A 14,654-nucleotide genomic window follows, 5' to 3' on the forward strand; every position below is an offset into this window, starting at 1 on the left:
TTCTTCCTTTTAACACAATTAACGAAGGGGTTGAAAAGGGTGAGAAAAAGCTTTGTTTTGCTTGTAACGGGGATCCTTTTTGTACTGATTCTCTCCGCATGCGGTCAAAAATCTCAGCAGGATATTGTTGGAGATTTAAACAAAAAGGCAGAGGAAATGACATCATACAAAGCCAAAGCAAAAATGACCATCGAGACAGGAAATGATCCGCAGGAGTATCAGGTGGAAATTTGGTACAAGAAGCCGGAGCTTTACCGTGTCTATTTAGAAAATCCGAAAAAGGATCAGAGTCAAGTCATTTTAAGAAATGGCAATGGTGTGTTTGTGCTGACACCTTCACTGAACAAAAGCTTCCGTTTCCATAGTGATTGGCCGAATAATAGCAGTCAGGTCTATTTATTTGAATCACTCGTGAAAGACATTAAAAATGACAGTGCAGCTCAGTTCAAAGCGAAAGAGTCAAAGTATATTTTCGAAACAAAAACCAATTATCAGCACAACCAAATGCTGCCTACCCAAGAGATTACCTTTCATAAAAAAACAATGGCGCCTGCCAGTGTGAAAGTGCTGGATAGCGACAAAAAGCCAATGGTGAAAGTAGAATTCTCTCACTTTGAATTCAATAAATCCTTTGACAAAGATGCATTTGATGAGAAGAAAAATATGACACTCTCCCAAATGGATGTCGCCACAAGTGCAGACCCATCTGACAGCTTCGCAGTGAAAACACCAGTTGATATGCCAGAGGGCGTGAAGAAGATGGAAGAGAAAGAAATGACAACAGATGCTGGGAAACGTTATGTGATTACGTATGGCGGGAAGAAATCCTTCACACTCATTCAGGAAAAAGCGAGAGTGGCAGAAGCGTCTACGCCTGTCACGATGAACGGCGAGCCAGTCGATCTTGGCATGACAGTGGGCGTTCTAACGGATCAATCTCTTTCTTGGACATCAGACGGAGTCGACTACTTAATTTCCTCAAGTGATTTATCGAAGGAAGAGCTCTTAATGGTCGCAAAAAGTGTAGAAGGCCAGTCAGCCAAATAAATGAATATCTCAGGTGAGAGCCTTGAAAATGATACATCAGCCCTGGTCAAGGGCTGATTTTCTTTGATTTGTTTCACATTATTCTTGATTTTTAGTATCATAATGAAGTATTGAATCATTCAATAGGGAAGTGTGACTGATGGACACAAATGCCTTTTATAGAGACACATGGGCAGAAATTGATTTAACAGCAATCAAACATAATGTTTCACATATGAAAGATCATATTGGTCAAAACGTTCAATTAATGGCTGTTGTCAAAGCCAATGCATATGGACATGGAGATATAGAAGTGGCAAGAGCTGCACTCAAAGCAGGAGCAGACTTGTTAGCGGTAGCCTTTTTAGATGAGGCCATTTCTTTAAGAAATAAAGGCATCAAAGCACCAATTCTTGTACTCGGCGCAGTACCGCCAGAGTATGTCAAAGTCGCCGTTAGATACAATGTTATCATGACCGCTTACTCAATCGAGTGGCTGAGAGATGTAGTCAAAGTAGTGAAAGGACAGATTGGACAACCCATTCGTTTTCATTTGAAAATTGACAGCGGAATGAATCGTTTAGGTGTTAAAACATTAGCGCAAGTGAACGAAGTAAAAGAGCTTGCCCGCGATCATTCCTATTTACATCTTGAAGGAGTATTTACTCACTTTGCGACAGCTGATGAAAAGGACGAGGACTACTTTGATATGCAGGTGGACACCTTTCAAACATTGCTTCAACCACTTCATACGGACAAACTGCTCGTTCATTGCGCCAACAGTGCAGCAGGTTTAAGGTTTAAAGAAGTTTTGTTTAATATGGTTCGCTTAGGTATCAGTATGTATGGGCTGTCACCGTCAGAGGAAATCAAAGATGAATTGCCTTTCAAGCTGGAAGAAGCAATGTCTCTTCATACAAAGCTTGCACATGTGAAGCTCATTCGAAAGGGCGAGAGTGTCAGCTACGGAGCGACCTATACAGCCAATCAAGATACATGGATTGGCACAGTTCCAGTTGGCTATGCAGATGGCTGGATCAGGAAGCTGGCAGGAACGGAAGTGATCGTTGGCGGAAAACGCAGAAAAATTGCTGGAAGGGTATGTATGGATCAATTCATGGTCGAATTGAAAGAGGACATTCCAGCAGGCGAACCAGTCGTTTTGATTGGTTCACAAGGCGAAGAAAAGGTATCAGTCGATGAAATTGCAAAAAGGCTTGAAACCATTAACTATGAAGTCACTTGCTCGATTGGCCACCGGGTCCCAAGAGTATATAAAGAGGACGGCAAAAGGGTTTATGTGCGTAATCCGCTGCTTCAAGGTGGGCCAAGCTTTTTATAAGCAGCTTTTACGGGAACGATGTCCAAACCGACATCGTTCTCTTTTATTCTACAGAGAAGGAATAAATATTCTCCCTTTTTTAGAGATTTTGGAAATACCGTATGATTTTCGGAAAAAAGCGTATAATGGGAAAGAGGAACTCCATTATCATCATGATTTACGGGTGGCCGACTGCTTCATGATCTAATAAGAAACATGAAAAACAGCTTTGCTTGTGCATTGAATAATGGTATGATTAGTCTTGGAATGGATCGATACGGTATCCGTAAGTTTTGTGGAGGTGTATGTTTTTTGTCTGAATCCAGCGCAACAAACGAAATGAAGATTCGACTGCCCGAGGCTTTGATGTCTGAAATCGAACGAGTAGCAGAGCAGGATAAGGTAACAAGAAATGAATTGATCTACCGAGCGACAAAAACGTATATTCGTGAACGTAATATTCGACAAAATCGTGAATCGATGAGACGCGGCTACATGGAGATGGCGAAAATTAATCTGAATATCTCTTCAGAGGCACAATACGCAGAGTTTGAGGCTGAGAATACAGTTGAGCGATTAGTCAGCGGGGGTTAAACATTTGATTGTTAAACGCGGTGATGTTTACTTTGCTGATTTATCTCCTGTTGTTGGCTCCGAGCAGGGCGGGGTTCGCCCGGTATTGGTCATCCAAAATGACATTGGAAATCGCTTCAGCCCGACTGCTATCGTTGCAGCCATAACAGCCCAAATACAAAAAGCGAAATTACCGACTCACGTCGAAATCAATGCAAAGCGCTACGGCTTTGAACGAGATTCTGTCATTCTTTTAGAGCAGATTCGTACGATCGATAAACAAAGATTGACAGATAAAATCACACATCTTGATGATGAGATGATGGAGAAGGTTGATGAAGCCTTACAAGTTAGTTTGGCTCTTATTGATTTTTAATATGGTGATATTTGGTTGCTCTCCTGTGAGCAACTTTTTTTTGTGTTCATTTTTTATTAAGGCTATAATGGAGAGAGAATGAAAGTTATTGTTTTTTATGTACGTAGGGGGTAAATTATGTCGAATCATATCGTGTTAGCTTTTGCGAGAGCGCACCAAAAGGAATTAGAAAAAGAATGGACTGACATCTTCAAACGACTCGGAGAAGAAGAAACGGACATGATGCTAAACGACAAAATGTATGAAACGATTTGTTCCGAATATGTTCAGCTTATTCTGGCATCCCTTTCAGAGGCGAATGCTGAGGATTTTGAAGAAAAAGTGCAATCTTTTGCTTTAAAAATTGTACAAATGGGTATATCACTTAAGTTACTGGCAAAAGGGCTAACGGAAATTCGTTCACACTTATATCAAAAAATGAACAGTGACAAAAACACTGAACAAGGAAGTAATGAGCTCATATGGGAAATTGATCGGTTCATCTCACCAGTTCATAACGAAATATTGAATCACTATTCTATCTCATGGGAGAAAACCGTCAACCTTCAAAAGATTGCGTTACAGGAACTATCTGCTCCACTGATTCCAGTGTTTGAGCACATCACTGTCATGCCTCTTGTAGGAACAATTGATACAGATCGTGCGAAGAAGATCATGGAGAATCTGTTAAATGGCGTCGTGAAGCATCGATCACAGGTGGTCTTAATCGACATTACCGGTGTACCTGTCGTCGATACAATGGTGGCACACCATATCATTCAAGCGTCAGAGGCTGTGAGATTAGTAGGTGCAAAGTGCTTATTGGTCGGTATTCGTCCAGAAATCGCCCAAACCATCGTCACCCTTGGAATTGATTTATCGCAAGTTACAACAAAGAATACCCTTCAAAAAGGAATTCAAACTGCTTTAGAAATGACAAATCGAAAAATTGTTTCATTGGAGGGATAACCCAGTGAGAAATCACCCGAAGATTCCAATCTTAAAATTATATAATTGTCTTCTTATTTCTATACAATGGGAGCTTGATGACCAAACGGCTCTTCATTTTCAAGAAGATTTACTCAATAAGATTCATGAAACAGGAGCGAACGGTGTTGTCATTGACCTAACATCTGTTGATATGATTGATTCATTTATTGCAAAAGTATTAGGCGATGTCATCACGATGTCAAAGCTCATGGGGGCAAAAGTTGTATTAACAGGAATACAGCCGGCAGTCGCTGTGACACTCATTGAACTTGGTATATCACTGGAAGAAATTCAGACAGCATTAGATCTTGAACAAGGGCTTGAGACACTGAAGCGGGAATTGGGGGAATAGATATGAAAGACCAATCCTGTGTGAAAATTTTGACGGAATGGGACATAGTCGCGGCAAGACAACTGGGACGAAATGTTGCAAAAGAACTGGGCTTTGGAACAGTTGACCAAGCAAGAATTACGACGGCCATTTCAGAATTAGCTCGAAACATCTATTTATACGCTGGTAAAGGTCAGATTTGTATAGAAGAAGTGATGGAGCGCGGAAAGCGTGGACTCAAAGTCATCGCAGCCGATGAGGGGCCTGGTATCATGGATATACGCAAAGTGATGGAAGACGGATTTTCTACATCAGGCGGACTCGGAGCAGGTCTTCCGGGCGTGAGAAGACTGATGGATGATTTTAAATTAGATTCTACACCAGAAGAAGGAACGGAGATACAAGCTGTCAAGTGGCTTCGCTAGGAGGGAAACCATGGATTTTAAGGAGGTAATGGAGCAGCGGTATCATCAGCTGCTCAGTCGTTATATCAGTGATTTAACTGAAACATCGCTTTATCAAGCTCAAAAATTTAGCCGAAAAACCATTGAGCACCAAATACCTCCTGAAGAAATAGTGAGTGTTCACCGAAAAGTAATTCAGGAGCTATACCCTGATTTGCCGGAAGATGTCTTTCATTCACTAGACTTCTTAATTGAAGTCATGATTGGGTACGGACTTGCCTACCAGGAACATTTAACACTCAGAGGCATCCAGCAAGAAATTAAATCAGAAATCGAAATTGCGGCAAATGTCCAACAAACCCTGCTGGAAACGAAAATTCCAGAGGGTGACACCTTTGATATTGGTGCCATTAGTGTGCCGGCAAAACAGATGAGTGGAGATTATTACCATTTTGTCACTGATCACGATACAATCAATATCGCGATCGCAGATGTCATTGGGAAAGGCATCCCAGCTGCGCTCTGTATGTCTATGATTAAATATGCGATGGATTCCCTGCCAGAGTCAGGAAGCGGTCCAACAAAGGTGTTAAAAACCCTTAATCGTGTTGTCGAACAGAACGTAGACCCAAGCATGTTTATCACCATGTTCTATGGCAGCTATAATAAAGAAACGCATGAATTTAAATATGCATCGGCTGGTCATGAGCCGGGCTTTTTCTATTGCAATAAAGAGAATCAATTTTACGATTTAGATGCGAGAGGACTTGTCCTTGGCATCGCACCAGACTTTGACTACAGACAGTATGAGAAGCACTTGGACGTAGGAGATATGGTGATCTTATTCTCTGATGGTGTAACAGAATCCAAGTCAGAGGACGGTTTCTTAGAGCGGGAGGATATCAAAGCGCTTATAGCAGAGCACCTATCCTACTCAGCTCAGGAAATGGTCGATGCCATCTATGCCAGCTTACTCAAGCTGCAAGATTTTCAGCTTCACGATGACTTCACTTTACTTGTGCTCAAAAGAAAGGTTTAGAAAGTGAATATGCGGGTATATAAAATTCTATGAAACAAGAATTTCGAGGTGAATGCATAATGAATATGACAGTGAAAGAGCATCAAATAGATCATAAAACGAAAATTAGTGTCGGTGGAGAAATCGATGTGTACTCCGCACCTGAGCTAAGAGAAACGCTTATGCCTAAAGCGGAGCAAGGGGAGCATCTTGAAATCTGCTTGAAGGATGTTTCTTATATGGATAGTACTGGTTTAGGTGTATTTGTTGGGCTGTTCAAAGCGGCTCAAAAAGCAGGTGGAACATTAAAGCTTGAGAACTTGTCGGATCGGCTTGTAAGGTTGTTTGAAATTACTGGACTAAAGGACATCATTGACATTTCTGCAAAGACAGAGGGTGGGGTACAATGAACGAATCAGTAGATCTAATCGAGATGAAAATCCCGGCGAAACCAGAATATGTAGGCATCATTCGTCTAACTCTTTCAGGCGTAGCAAGTCGAATGGGTTATGCCTATGAAGAGATTGAGGACTTGAAAATTGCCGTTAGTGAGGCGTGTACAAATGCAGTTCAGCATGCCTACAAAGGTGAACATGGCGAAGATGGAGAGGTAGCAGTTCGCTTTCTTGTCTATGAGGATCGTCTAGAAATCATTGTCGCTGACAAAGGCGGTAGCTTTGACTTTAAGCAAAAGCAGGAAGGATTAGGGCCTTACACATCTGCTCATACGGTAGATCAATTGGCAGAAGGAGGTCTTGGTTTATATTTGATGCAAACATTGATGGATGAAGTCGAGGTGCAAGCAAACTCCGGAGTTACCGTGGCGATGACAAAGTTTTTAAACAGGGAGCGAGTTGACCATGACACAACCATCCAAAACTATGAAACTAACTAAAGATGAAGTGGATCGCCTTGTCCAAAGCTATCAAACCAATCAAGACGAGCAGGCGCAGCTCACGCTTGTTGAATGCTATACAAACTTGGTCGATATGCTGGCGAAAAAATATTCCAAAGGCAAAAGCTTTCATGAGGATCTAAGACAGGTTGGAATGATTGGTTTACTTGGTGCAATAAAGCGTTATGACCCACTTGTCGGTAAATCATTTGAAGCCTTTGCGATTCCAACCATTATCGGGGAAATCAAACGCTTTTTACGTGATAAGACATGGAGTGTCCATGTACCAAGGCGGATTAAAGAGCTTGGCCCAAGAATCAAGATGGCGGTTGATCATCTGACAACGGAGACGCAAAAGTCACCTAAAGTCCAAGAAATTGCAGAATATCTAGATGTGACAGAAGAAGAAGTACTTGAAACAATGGAGATGGGCAAAAGCTATCAAGCGCTGTCTGTAGACCAAGGCGTAGAGGCTGATTCTGAAGGAAGCACTGTCACCATTTTAGACGTCGTCGGCTCTCAGGAAGAAGGCTACGAACGCGTGAACCAAAAAATGATGCTTGAGAGTGTGCTTCATGTTCTGACTGAAAGAGAAAAAGAGATTATCAATCTCACTTACTTGCAAAATAAGAGTCAGAAAGAAACAGGCGATTTACTCGGCATATCCCAAATGCATGTATCTAGACTGCAGCGGAAGGCAGTTAAAAAGCTACGAGATGCATTATCAGAAGATGCGTCTATGGAGCTAGGGTAATGAAGCAGATCGAACAGCATGACCATGTGAACGCCATTATCTATCAATCGAATAAAGAAGGAAAATCATGCTGTGGGGACAGTTTTTTTATTAAAGCAGATGATGAAGAACTAATCTGTTCTGTAGCAGACGGATTAGGCAGCGGCCAGTTCGCCAATGAATCATCTTCTTTAGTTAGTGAAATTGTCGAAGAATATGGACATGAGGATGTGACGACCCTCATAGACAGATGCAATCAGGCCATGAAAAATAAACGCGGGGCCACGGTTGGCATATTAAAGGTGAATTTTTCCCAGCAGCAATTTACCTATTGTTCGGTTGGTAATATCCGATTTATTTTGAATGCACCTTCTGGCGACTATATTTATCCACTTCCGACATCAGGATACTTATCAGGGAAACCTAGAAAATATAAAACATACACCTATTCCTACGAAAAAGGATCGACATTCATTATGTATTCAGATGGGCTGAATGTGCCAAACATGCGAATGTGTTTAAAGCATAGCCATTCAGTTGCAGATATTGCAAAACAACTTGAAACATACACACAAGACAAAAAGGACGATCTCACCTATGTACTTGGTCAGCTCATGTGAAAATAGCTGACCTTTTTTCTGTTTTGCCGGTTTTTTTGATACACTAAAAGAGAAGACACAGTGAGAGGATGCAAAGTATGAAGACATCTGACGTTTTATTGAAACAAATTGCAACAGAATTAAAGCTTTCAACGAAACAAATTGAAAGTGTGATCCAGCTATTAGAGGATGGCAACACCGTCCCGTTTATTGCTCGTTACCGGAAAGAGCAGACAGGCTCACTGGACGAGGTGCAAATTCAAACCATTTCCGAGCGCTATACATATATTCAAAATGTCACGAACCGAAAAGAAGAAGTCATTCGTTTAATTGCTGAACAAGACAAACTGACCGATGAATTAAAACAGAAGATCGAACAGGCTCATAAGCTGCAAGAGGTCGAAGATTTATATAGACCATTCAAACAAAAGCGTAAAACAAAGGCAAGTGTGGCAAAGGCAAAAGGGCTGGAACCGCTAGCAGAATATTTGCTCAAGCTACCGCATGATGATATCCAAAAGCAGGCTTCTGCCTTTATGAGCGAAGAAAAAGAAGTGACAAGTGTAGAAGAAGCACTTGAGGGCGCGCAACATATTATTGCTGAACAGCTGGCAGATGACCCTGATATGCGCAAATGGATTCGCAGTGAAACCTACCAAAAGGGAAGTCTTGTCACATCAGGAAAAGACGTTGAAAGCGATGAGAAAAACGTCTATGAAATGTATTACGATTATCAAGAGCCGATCAAAAAGATTGTGCCCCATCGTGTACTTGCGGTCAATCGAGGAGAAAAAGAAGGCATCTTGAAAGCAGCCATCGAACCACCTGCTGAAAATATTCGTTTCTATCTCGACAAACAAGTCATAAAGAGCAAGCAAACGACAGCGAGACCTTATATTGAAGCGGCTATTGACGATGCTTACAAACGCCTCATTCAGCCTTCGATTGAACGCGAAATACGAAAAGAGCTGACAGAAAAAGCAGAAGAGCAAGCCATCCATATTTTCGCTGAAAACTTAAGAAATCTGCTGCTTCAGCCGCCGATGAAAGGGAAACGTGTACTAGGAGTGGACCCCGCATTTCGTACAGGCTGTAAATTAGCGGTCGTTGATGATACGGGCAAAGTTCATCATATTGGGGTCATTTACCCGCATCCACCCGTCCAGAAAAATGCGGAAGCCAAACAAAAAGTAAAAGAGATCATTCAATCATCAAACATTGAAGTCATTGCGATTGGAAACGGAACAGCATCAAGAGAAACAGAACAATTCATCGCAGACTTGATTCAAGAGCTGGATCAGCCAGTGTCATATTTGATCGTGAATGAAGCAGGGGCAAGTGTTTACTCCGCGTCCGCTCTCGCGAGAGAAGAGTTTCCAGACCTGCAAGTGGAAGAAAGAAGTGCCATTTCAATCGCGAGAAGATTACAGGACCCTTTAGCAGAGCTCGTGAAAATTGATCCAAAATCTGTCGGGGTGGGCCAATACCAGCACGATGTTAGTCAAAAGCAATTAAACAGCTCGCTAACTTTCGTTGTAGAGACGGTCGTAAACCAAGTCGGTGTAAACGTCAATACAGCCTCACAGGCGCTGCTGCAATATGTGTCAGGCCTTTCAAAAGCCGTCGCTGGGAATATCGTCAAGCGTCGCGAAGAGATTGGGAGATTCACTAGCAGAAAAGAACTGAAGGATATCCCAAGACTTGGTGCCAAGACATATGAGCAGTGTATCGGCTTCCTGCGCATTGCAGACGGACAAGATCCACTTGATCGTACAGGCATTCACCCTGAAAGCTATAAAGAAACAAAACAATTCTTACGCATGATCAAGATGACGCCAGATGATCTTGGAACAGAGCAATTAAAAGAGAAAATCGCTGAGGTGAAGCTGGACGAAGCAGCGGAGCAGCTTGAAATTGGTCCAATTACACTTCAGGATATCATCGATCAGCTGACAAGACCTGAGCGTGATCCGCGGGATGAAGTACCAAAACCACTATTAAAAACAGATGTATTGAAATTGGAGGACTTGAAGCAAGGTATGGAGCTTCAAGGAACGGTGAGAAATGTCGTGGACTTCGGCGCATTTGTCGATATTGGTGTGAAGCAGGATGGGCTTGTCCATATTTCAAAGCTAAGCAACCGTTTTGTGAAGCATCCGCTTGACGTTGTGTCCGTCGGTGACATTGTGACCGTGTGGGTAGACTCCGTTGACCAGGCAAAAGGCCGCGTTGCCCTCTCCATGCTGAAACCAGAATAAACAAAAAACGAGGCGCACCTTAGGATGGGGTGTGCCTTGATGTGACTGAATGTTTTTTTCTATAGAAGTACCAGCATTGATTCAGCAATTTGATTTGGTAATGATTTTTTTCATAAAATGCCTTCTGCATCTGATTTTTCAGCCAGTTGGGCATCGCCCATTCCTCCTTTGATCGAAACAGTGGATGTACCTTCAATGTATGCAAAGGGGAAATTGTCCTGTTCGAGATTTTTATAGAAAGGAACGATCTTGTTTGAACCAGCCGCAATTACAACAGTTAACAGAGCAAATTTCTCAGCAGTTCTTTGGTAAGGAATTTCGTCACAAGGCTGTTTTTAATGACCGCTTAAAAACAACAGGCGGGAGATATTTACTTGGTACACATGATATCGAATTGAATCGTCGATATTTAGAGGAGCATGGAAGAGATGAATTGATCGGTATCATCAAGCATGAGTTATGTCACTATCACCTCCATCTCGAAGGGAAGGGCTATCAGCATCGTGATCGTGAGTTTAAAGAGTTATTGAAACAGGTAGGAGCCCCGCGCTTTTGTACACCGTTAAGGGCTGTGCAAAACAGGCGAGGTCCACAGAAACGCCATGACTACGTTTGTACAGGATGCGGCAAGCATTTTATAAGAAAGAGACGGTTTGATACCTCTCGCTATGTCTGCGGCGTCTGCAAAGGAAAATTGACTTGGCACCGTACGATAGATTCAGTATGAAAAGCATTCCTAGAGGGATGCTTTTTTATGTCCAATTCTTATATGCAAGAGAAAAAGTAGACATATTGAGACAAATAGAGATACAAGTCTCATTTTGTCTCTTTTTTTAGGCGGCTTGAATTGTCTAAAGCCTATGTTTCAACATGTCATGATGTTGGCACGCTTTTTGCTTGTATATAAGTGCAAGTAAAAAAGATAGGAGGTTTTACAACATGGAAGTCGCACTGACAAAAGAAAAAGCGGTATGGATGTATCAAAAAATGCTGGAGATCCGCCAGTTTGAAGATCGAGTACACACACTTTTTACAAAAGGAATCCTGCCAGGCTTTGTCCACCTTTATGCTGGGGAAGAAGCTGTCGCTGTAGGAGCCTGTGCCCACCTGAATGAAAAAGACAGCATCACAAGTACACATCGTGGACATGGACATTGTATAGCTAAAGGCTGCGATCTAAAAGGAATGATGGCGGAAATTTATGGGAAAGCCACAGGTCTGTGTAAAGGAAAGGGAGGGTCAATGCACATCGCAGATTTTGATAAAGGAATGCTTGGTGCCAATGGAATTGTTGGAGGCGGATTTCCGCTGGCGTGTGGAGCAGCCCTAACAGCTAAATATAAGAAGACAAAAAATGTAAGCGTTTGCTTTTTTGGGGATGGTGCAAACAATCAAGGAACATTTCACGAAGGAATTAATCTCGCAGCTATCTGGAAATTGCCTGTCATTTTCATTGCAGAAAACAATGGCTATGGGGAAGCGACACCGTTTTCCTATGCTTCAAGCTGCAAATCAATCGTGGATCGAGCCGCTGGTTATGACATTCCTGGGATTCAAGTAGACGGAAAAGATGTGATGGCGGTTTATCAAGCCGTAGAACAAGCAATTGAACGAGCAAAAAATGGAGAAGGTCCGACATTGATTGAATGCATGACATATCGGAATTATGGTCATTTTGAAGGAGATGCCCAGCGTTACAAAACAAATCAAGAAAGAACAGAACATCAAGAAGAGAGAGATGCCATTGCTCTTTTTAAAAATGAATTGATCAAAAAGCAGCTGCTTACGGATAAAGAGATATCAAATATCGAAGCGGCTGTAACAGAAACGATAGATGAAGCCGTTAGGTTCAGTGAAGAAAGTAAATATCCAGATCATACTGAATTATTGACCGATGTGTATGTTTCGTATCAATAAATCAGAAAGGGGAAAGGAAAATGACAAGAGAAATCAGCATGTCTAGTGCATTGAACGAAGCGATTAAACTTGTGATGAGAAGAGACGAGGATGTCATTTTAATGGGGGAAGATGTTGCAGGAGGCGCTCATGTGGATCACTTGCAGGATGATGAAGCATGGGGCGGTGTTCTTGGTGTCACAAAAGGAATCGTTCAGGAGTTTGGGCGTGAGCGAGTCCTTGACACGCCGATCAGTGAAGCTGGCTATGTCGGTGCTGCCATGGCAGCTGCGTCAACAGGGCTAAGACCCATTGCGGAACTCATGTTTAATGATTTTATCGGCACCTGTCTGGACCAAGTGCTGAATCAAGGGGCAAAATTTCGATATATGTTTGGCGGAAAAGCGGAGGTGCCCGTCACAATTAGAACAACACATGGGGCGGGTTTTAGAGCAGCCGCTCAGCATTCTCAAAGTTTATATGCGCTATTTACGAGCATTCCTGGATTGAAAGTGGTTGTGCCTTCCACGCCATACGATGCCAAAGGTTTACTACTGGCATCAATTGAGGACCAGGACCCTGTCATCTTTTTTGAAGACAAGACGCTGTACAATATCACAGGAGACGTTCCAAAGAGATATTACACTCTGCCGCTTGGCAAAGCAGATGTGAAGAGAGAAGGCTCAGATGTGACCATCTTCGCAGTAGGTAAACAAGTTCATACAGCACTCGAAGCGGCAGAACAGTTAGCTGCTCAAGGAATTGAGGCTGAGGTCATTGATCCAAGAAGCCTGTCGCCACTTGATGAAGAGGCGATTCTGGCTTCGGTAGAAAAAACAAATCGGCTTGTTATTGTGGATGAAGCAAATCCAAGATGCGGAATTGCCGCAGATATCGCTTCTTTGGTTGCTGATAAAGGATTCGATTTACTTGACGCCCCAATCAAAAAAGTGACGGCTCCTCATACACCGGTTCCGTTTTCACCACCTCTTGAAGATATCTATTTGCCGACACCTGATAAGGTTGTGAGCACCGTATTAGAAATGATTGGTGAGAATCAAGACAAGATATTGAACTAAAGAAAGGAGAGAGAAAGATGGCTGTCGAGGTTGTGATGCCAAAATTGGGCATGTCGATGAAAGAAGGCACTGTATCTGTCTGGAACAAGCAAGTCGGAGAGACCGTAAATAAAGGGGAAAGCATTGCAAGCATCAATTCTGAAAAAATTGAGATGGAGATCGAATCACCTGCTGAAGGCACCGTATTGGAAATCAAAGTCCCTGAGGGGGAAGGTGTCCCGCCTGGCACGGTCATTTGCTATATCGGTGCAGGAAATGAACAGGGTGAAGAAAAGAAAGAAGGAAGAGGTTTGCCGACAAAACCAAAGAAAGAGAGAAAGAAAATCTCCCCTGTTGCTCGTAAAATGGCTAACAATGCAAATCTGGACATTGACACGCTGGTGGGAACCGGACCAGACGGGAGAATTACAAAAGCGGATGTGCTTCAGGCACTTCCTGATCAGAAAGAGAAACAAACACAAACACAATTACAAAACAATAAGACAGACCATCAACCTGTCAACATGATGCGGAAAACAATTGCCTCACGGATGATGAAAAGTCTGCAAACAAGTGCACAACTCACAATTACGATGAAAGCGGACGTGACAAAACTGACAAAATTACAGCCCCAATTGAACGAAACAGCCATAGCACGTCACGATACAAAATTGACCATGACCGATTTTGTAGCCAAAGCAGCGATCCTTTCATTACTAGAACATCCTGCGATGAACAGTCAATATCAAAATGAAAGAGTGGAAACTTTTGAATATGTTCATCTTGGGATAGCTGCTGCTTTAGAAAACGGCTTAGCTGTGCCGGTTATTCGACATGCGGAGCGACTATCGCTCATTGAGCTAGCGAAGACCATCAAATTGTATGGCAAAAAAGCACGTGAAGGCAAACTTCTTCACGATGAAATCGAAGGCTCTACCTTTACGATCACCAACCTTGGTGCCTATGGTGTAGAGCATTTCACTCCGATTTTGAATCCGCCGGAAGCCGGTATCCTTGGCGTCGGAAAAATGTATGAAACCCCTGTTTATCAAGGTGGTGAATTGTGCAAAGGCCATATCCTTCCACTCAGTCTGACGTTTGACCACCGCGTGCTGGACGGGGCGCCAGCTTCCGCATTTTTATCAACTGTTAAAGCATATTTAGAAAAGCCAGTATCCATTCTTTTATAGGAAGAAG

General features: G+C 42.5%; 18 protein-coding genes. 17 read left to right on the forward strand and 1 reads right to left on the reverse strand.

The window, feature by feature from the left end; translation table 11 throughout:
• The first annotated feature begins 30 nt into the window (after window positions 1-30).
• The 13 genes from C6W18_RS18375 (at window position 31) to C6W18_RS18435 (ending at window position 10,503) form a co-directional block, all read left to right on the forward strand.
• Complete coding sequence (locus C6W18_RS18375; RefSeq protein ID WP_105928504.1) at window positions 31-1,047, forward strand: outer membrane lipoprotein-sorting protein; 1,017 nt, start codon at window positions 31-33, stop codon at window positions 1,045-1,047.
• 139 nt (window positions 1,048-1,186) lie between these two features.
• Window positions 1,187-2,368 carry an alanine racemase gene (alr, locus tag C6W18_RS18380; RefSeq protein ID WP_105928505.1) on the forward strand — a complete coding sequence of 394 codons (1,182 nt, stop codon included), beginning with the start codon at window positions 1,187-1,189 and terminating at the stop codon, window positions 2,366-2,368.
• A 291-nt stretch (window positions 2,369-2,659) separates the two neighbouring features.
• Window positions 2,660-2,941, forward strand: a complete 282-nt coding sequence (locus C6W18_RS18385) for a hypothetical protein (RefSeq protein ID WP_003214273.1) — start codon at window positions 2,660-2,662, stop codon at window positions 2,939-2,941.
• A gap of 4 nt (window positions 2,942-2,945) precedes the next feature.
• A complete protein-coding gene (ndoA, locus tag C6W18_RS18390; protein WP_003214169.1) occupies window positions 2,946-3,296 on the forward strand; it encodes a type II toxin-antitoxin system endoribonuclease NdoA in 351 nt (116 codons plus the stop codon).
• Window positions 3,297-3,413: 117 nt separating this feature from the next.
• Window positions 3,414-4,244, forward strand: coding sequence for an RsbT co-antagonist protein RsbRA (locus tag C6W18_RS18395; protein ID WP_034324005.1), 831 nt, complete (start codon window positions 3,414-3,416; stop codon window positions 4,242-4,244).
• Between the two features lie 4 nt (window positions 4,245-4,248).
• Entirely contained in the window at window positions 4,249-4,617 is a 369-nt protein-coding gene (gene rsbS / locus C6W18_RS18400; protein ID WP_003214235.1) for an RsbT antagonist protein RsbS, read from the forward strand.
• A 2-nt stretch (window positions 4,618-4,619) separates the two neighbouring features.
• On the forward strand, window positions 4,620-5,021 hold the full coding sequence (locus tag C6W18_RS18405) for an anti-sigma regulatory factor (protein ID WP_099728415.1): 402 nt from the start codon (window positions 4,620-4,622) through the stop codon (window positions 5,019-5,021).
• Between the two features lie 10 nt (window positions 5,022-5,031).
• On the forward strand, window positions 5,032-6,039 hold the full coding sequence (locus C6W18_RS18410; protein WP_105928506.1) for a PP2C family protein-serine/threonine phosphatase: 1,008 nt from the start codon (window positions 5,032-5,034) through the stop codon (window positions 6,037-6,039).
• 59 nt (window positions 6,040-6,098) lie between these two features.
• Window positions 6,099-6,428 carry an anti-sigma factor antagonist gene (locus C6W18_RS18415; protein ID WP_105928507.1) on the forward strand — a complete coding sequence of 110 codons (330 nt, stop codon included), beginning with the start codon at window positions 6,099-6,101 and terminating at the stop codon, window positions 6,426-6,428.
• A complete protein-coding gene (rsbW, locus tag C6W18_RS18420; RefSeq protein ID WP_034324014.1) occupies window positions 6,425-6,913 on the forward strand; it encodes an anti-sigma B factor RsbW in 489 nt (162 codons plus the stop codon). Before C6W18_RS18415 ends, rsbW begins: the two co-directional genes overlap by 4 nt.
• The gene (gene sigB / locus C6W18_RS18425) at window positions 6,879-7,667 is read left to right on the forward strand and encodes an RNA polymerase sigma factor SigB (RefSeq protein WP_105928508.1); all 789 of its coding nucleotides are present in this window, start codon (window positions 6,879-6,881) and stop codon (window positions 7,665-7,667) included. The genes rsbW and sigB overlap by 35 nt, the downstream gene beginning before the upstream one ends.
• On the forward strand, window positions 7,667-8,266 hold the full coding sequence (locus C6W18_RS18430) for a PP2C family serine/threonine-protein phosphatase (protein WP_034324017.1): 600 nt from the start codon (window positions 7,667-7,669) through the stop codon (window positions 8,264-8,266). Before sigB ends, C6W18_RS18430 begins: the two co-directional genes overlap by 1 nt.
• A gap of 77 nt (window positions 8,267-8,343) precedes the next feature.
• Window positions 8,344-10,503, forward strand: a complete 2,160-nt coding sequence (locus C6W18_RS18435) for a Tex family protein (protein WP_105928509.1) — start codon at window positions 8,344-8,346, stop codon at window positions 10,501-10,503.
• A 19-nt stretch (window positions 10,504-10,522) separates the two neighbouring features.
• On the opposite strand, the gene cmpA is transcribed toward C6W18_RS18435, so the two are convergent.
• The gene (cmpA, locus tag C6W18_RS18440; protein WP_008346893.1) at window positions 10,523-10,657 is read right to left on the reverse strand and encodes a cortex morphogenetic protein CmpA; all 135 of its coding nucleotides are present in this window, start codon (window positions 10,655-10,657) and stop codon (window positions 10,523-10,525) included.
• Window positions 10,658-10,756: 99 nt separating this feature from the next.
• On the opposite strand from cmpA, the gene C6W18_RS18445 reads away from it, so the two are divergent.
• The 4 genes from C6W18_RS18445 (at window position 10,757) to C6W18_RS18460 (ending at window position 14,647) form a co-directional block, all read left to right on the forward strand.
• Window positions 10,757-11,230: a SprT family protein gene (locus C6W18_RS18445; RefSeq protein WP_034324022.1), complete on the forward strand. Its 474-nt coding sequence runs from the start codon at window positions 10,757-10,759 to the stop codon at window positions 11,228-11,230.
• A gap of 212 nt (window positions 11,231-11,442) precedes the next feature.
• Entirely contained in the window at window positions 11,443-12,420 is a 978-nt protein-coding gene (locus tag C6W18_RS18450) for a thiamine pyrophosphate-dependent dehydrogenase E1 component subunit alpha (protein ID WP_105928510.1), read from the forward strand.
• A 20-nt stretch (window positions 12,421-12,440) separates the two neighbouring features.
• Window positions 12,441-13,478, forward strand: a complete 1,038-nt coding sequence (locus tag C6W18_RS18455) for an alpha-ketoacid dehydrogenase subunit beta (RefSeq protein ID WP_105928511.1) — start codon at window positions 12,441-12,443, stop codon at window positions 13,476-13,478.
• A gap of 17 nt (window positions 13,479-13,495) precedes the next feature.
• A complete protein-coding gene (locus C6W18_RS18460) occupies window positions 13,496-14,647 on the forward strand; it encodes a dihydrolipoamide acetyltransferase family protein (protein ID WP_105928512.1) in 1,152 nt (383 codons plus the stop codon).
• Window positions 14,648-14,654: the final 7 nt, after the last annotated feature.

This window comes from Bacillus sp. LLTC93, assembly GCF_002993125.1.
GTDB lineage: Bacteria > Bacillota > Bacilli > Bacillales > Bacillaceae > Bacillus > Bacillus zhangzhouensis.

What these genes read in the sequence shown, in the direction of transcription:
- alr (WP_105928505.1), top strand. Translation starts at nt 1,187, where the DNA reads ATGGACACAAATGCCTTTTATAGAGACACATGGGCAGAAATTGATTTA.
- C6W18_RS18395 (WP_034324005.1), top strand. Translation starts at nt 3,414, where the DNA reads ATGTCGAATCATATCGTGTTAGCTTTTGCGAGAGCGCACCAAAAGGAA.
- C6W18_RS18405 (WP_099728415.1), top strand. Translation starts at nt 4,620, where the DNA reads ATGAAAGACCAATCCTGTGTGAAAATTTTGACGGAATGGGACATAGTC.
- C6W18_RS18410 (WP_105928506.1), top strand. Translation starts at nt 5,032, where the DNA reads ATGGATTTTAAGGAGGTAATGGAGCAGCGGTATCATCAGCTGCTCAGT.
- C6W18_RS18415 (WP_105928507.1), top strand. Translation starts at nt 6,099, where the DNA reads ATGAATATGACAGTGAAAGAGCATCAAATAGATCATAAAACGAAAATT.
- rsbW (WP_034324014.1), top strand. Translation starts at nt 6,425, where the DNA reads ATGAACGAATCAGTAGATCTAATCGAGATGAAAATCCCGGCGAAACCA.
- sigB (WP_105928508.1), top strand. Translation starts at nt 6,879, where the DNA reads ATGACACAACCATCCAAAACTATGAAACTAACTAAAGATGAAGTGGAT.
- C6W18_RS18430 (WP_034324017.1), top strand. Translation starts at nt 7,667, where the DNA reads ATGAAGCAGATCGAACAGCATGACCATGTGAACGCCATTATCTATCAA.
- C6W18_RS18435 (WP_105928509.1), top strand. Translation starts at nt 8,344, where the DNA reads ATGAAGACATCTGACGTTTTATTGAAACAAATTGCAACAGAATTAAAG.
- cmpA (WP_008346893.1), bottom strand. Translation starts at nt 10,657, where the DNA reads ATGCCCAACTGGCTGAAAAATCAGATGCAGAAGGCATTTTATGAAAAA.
- C6W18_RS18450 (WP_105928510.1), top strand. Translation starts at nt 11,443, where the DNA reads ATGGAAGTCGCACTGACAAAAGAAAAAGCGGTATGGATGTATCAAAAA.
- C6W18_RS18455 (WP_105928511.1), top strand. Translation starts at nt 12,441, where the DNA reads ATGACAAGAGAAATCAGCATGTCTAGTGCATTGAACGAAGCGATTAAA.
- C6W18_RS18460 (WP_105928512.1), top strand. Translation starts at nt 13,496, where the DNA reads ATGGCTGTCGAGGTTGTGATGCCAAAATTGGGCATGTCGATGAAAGAA.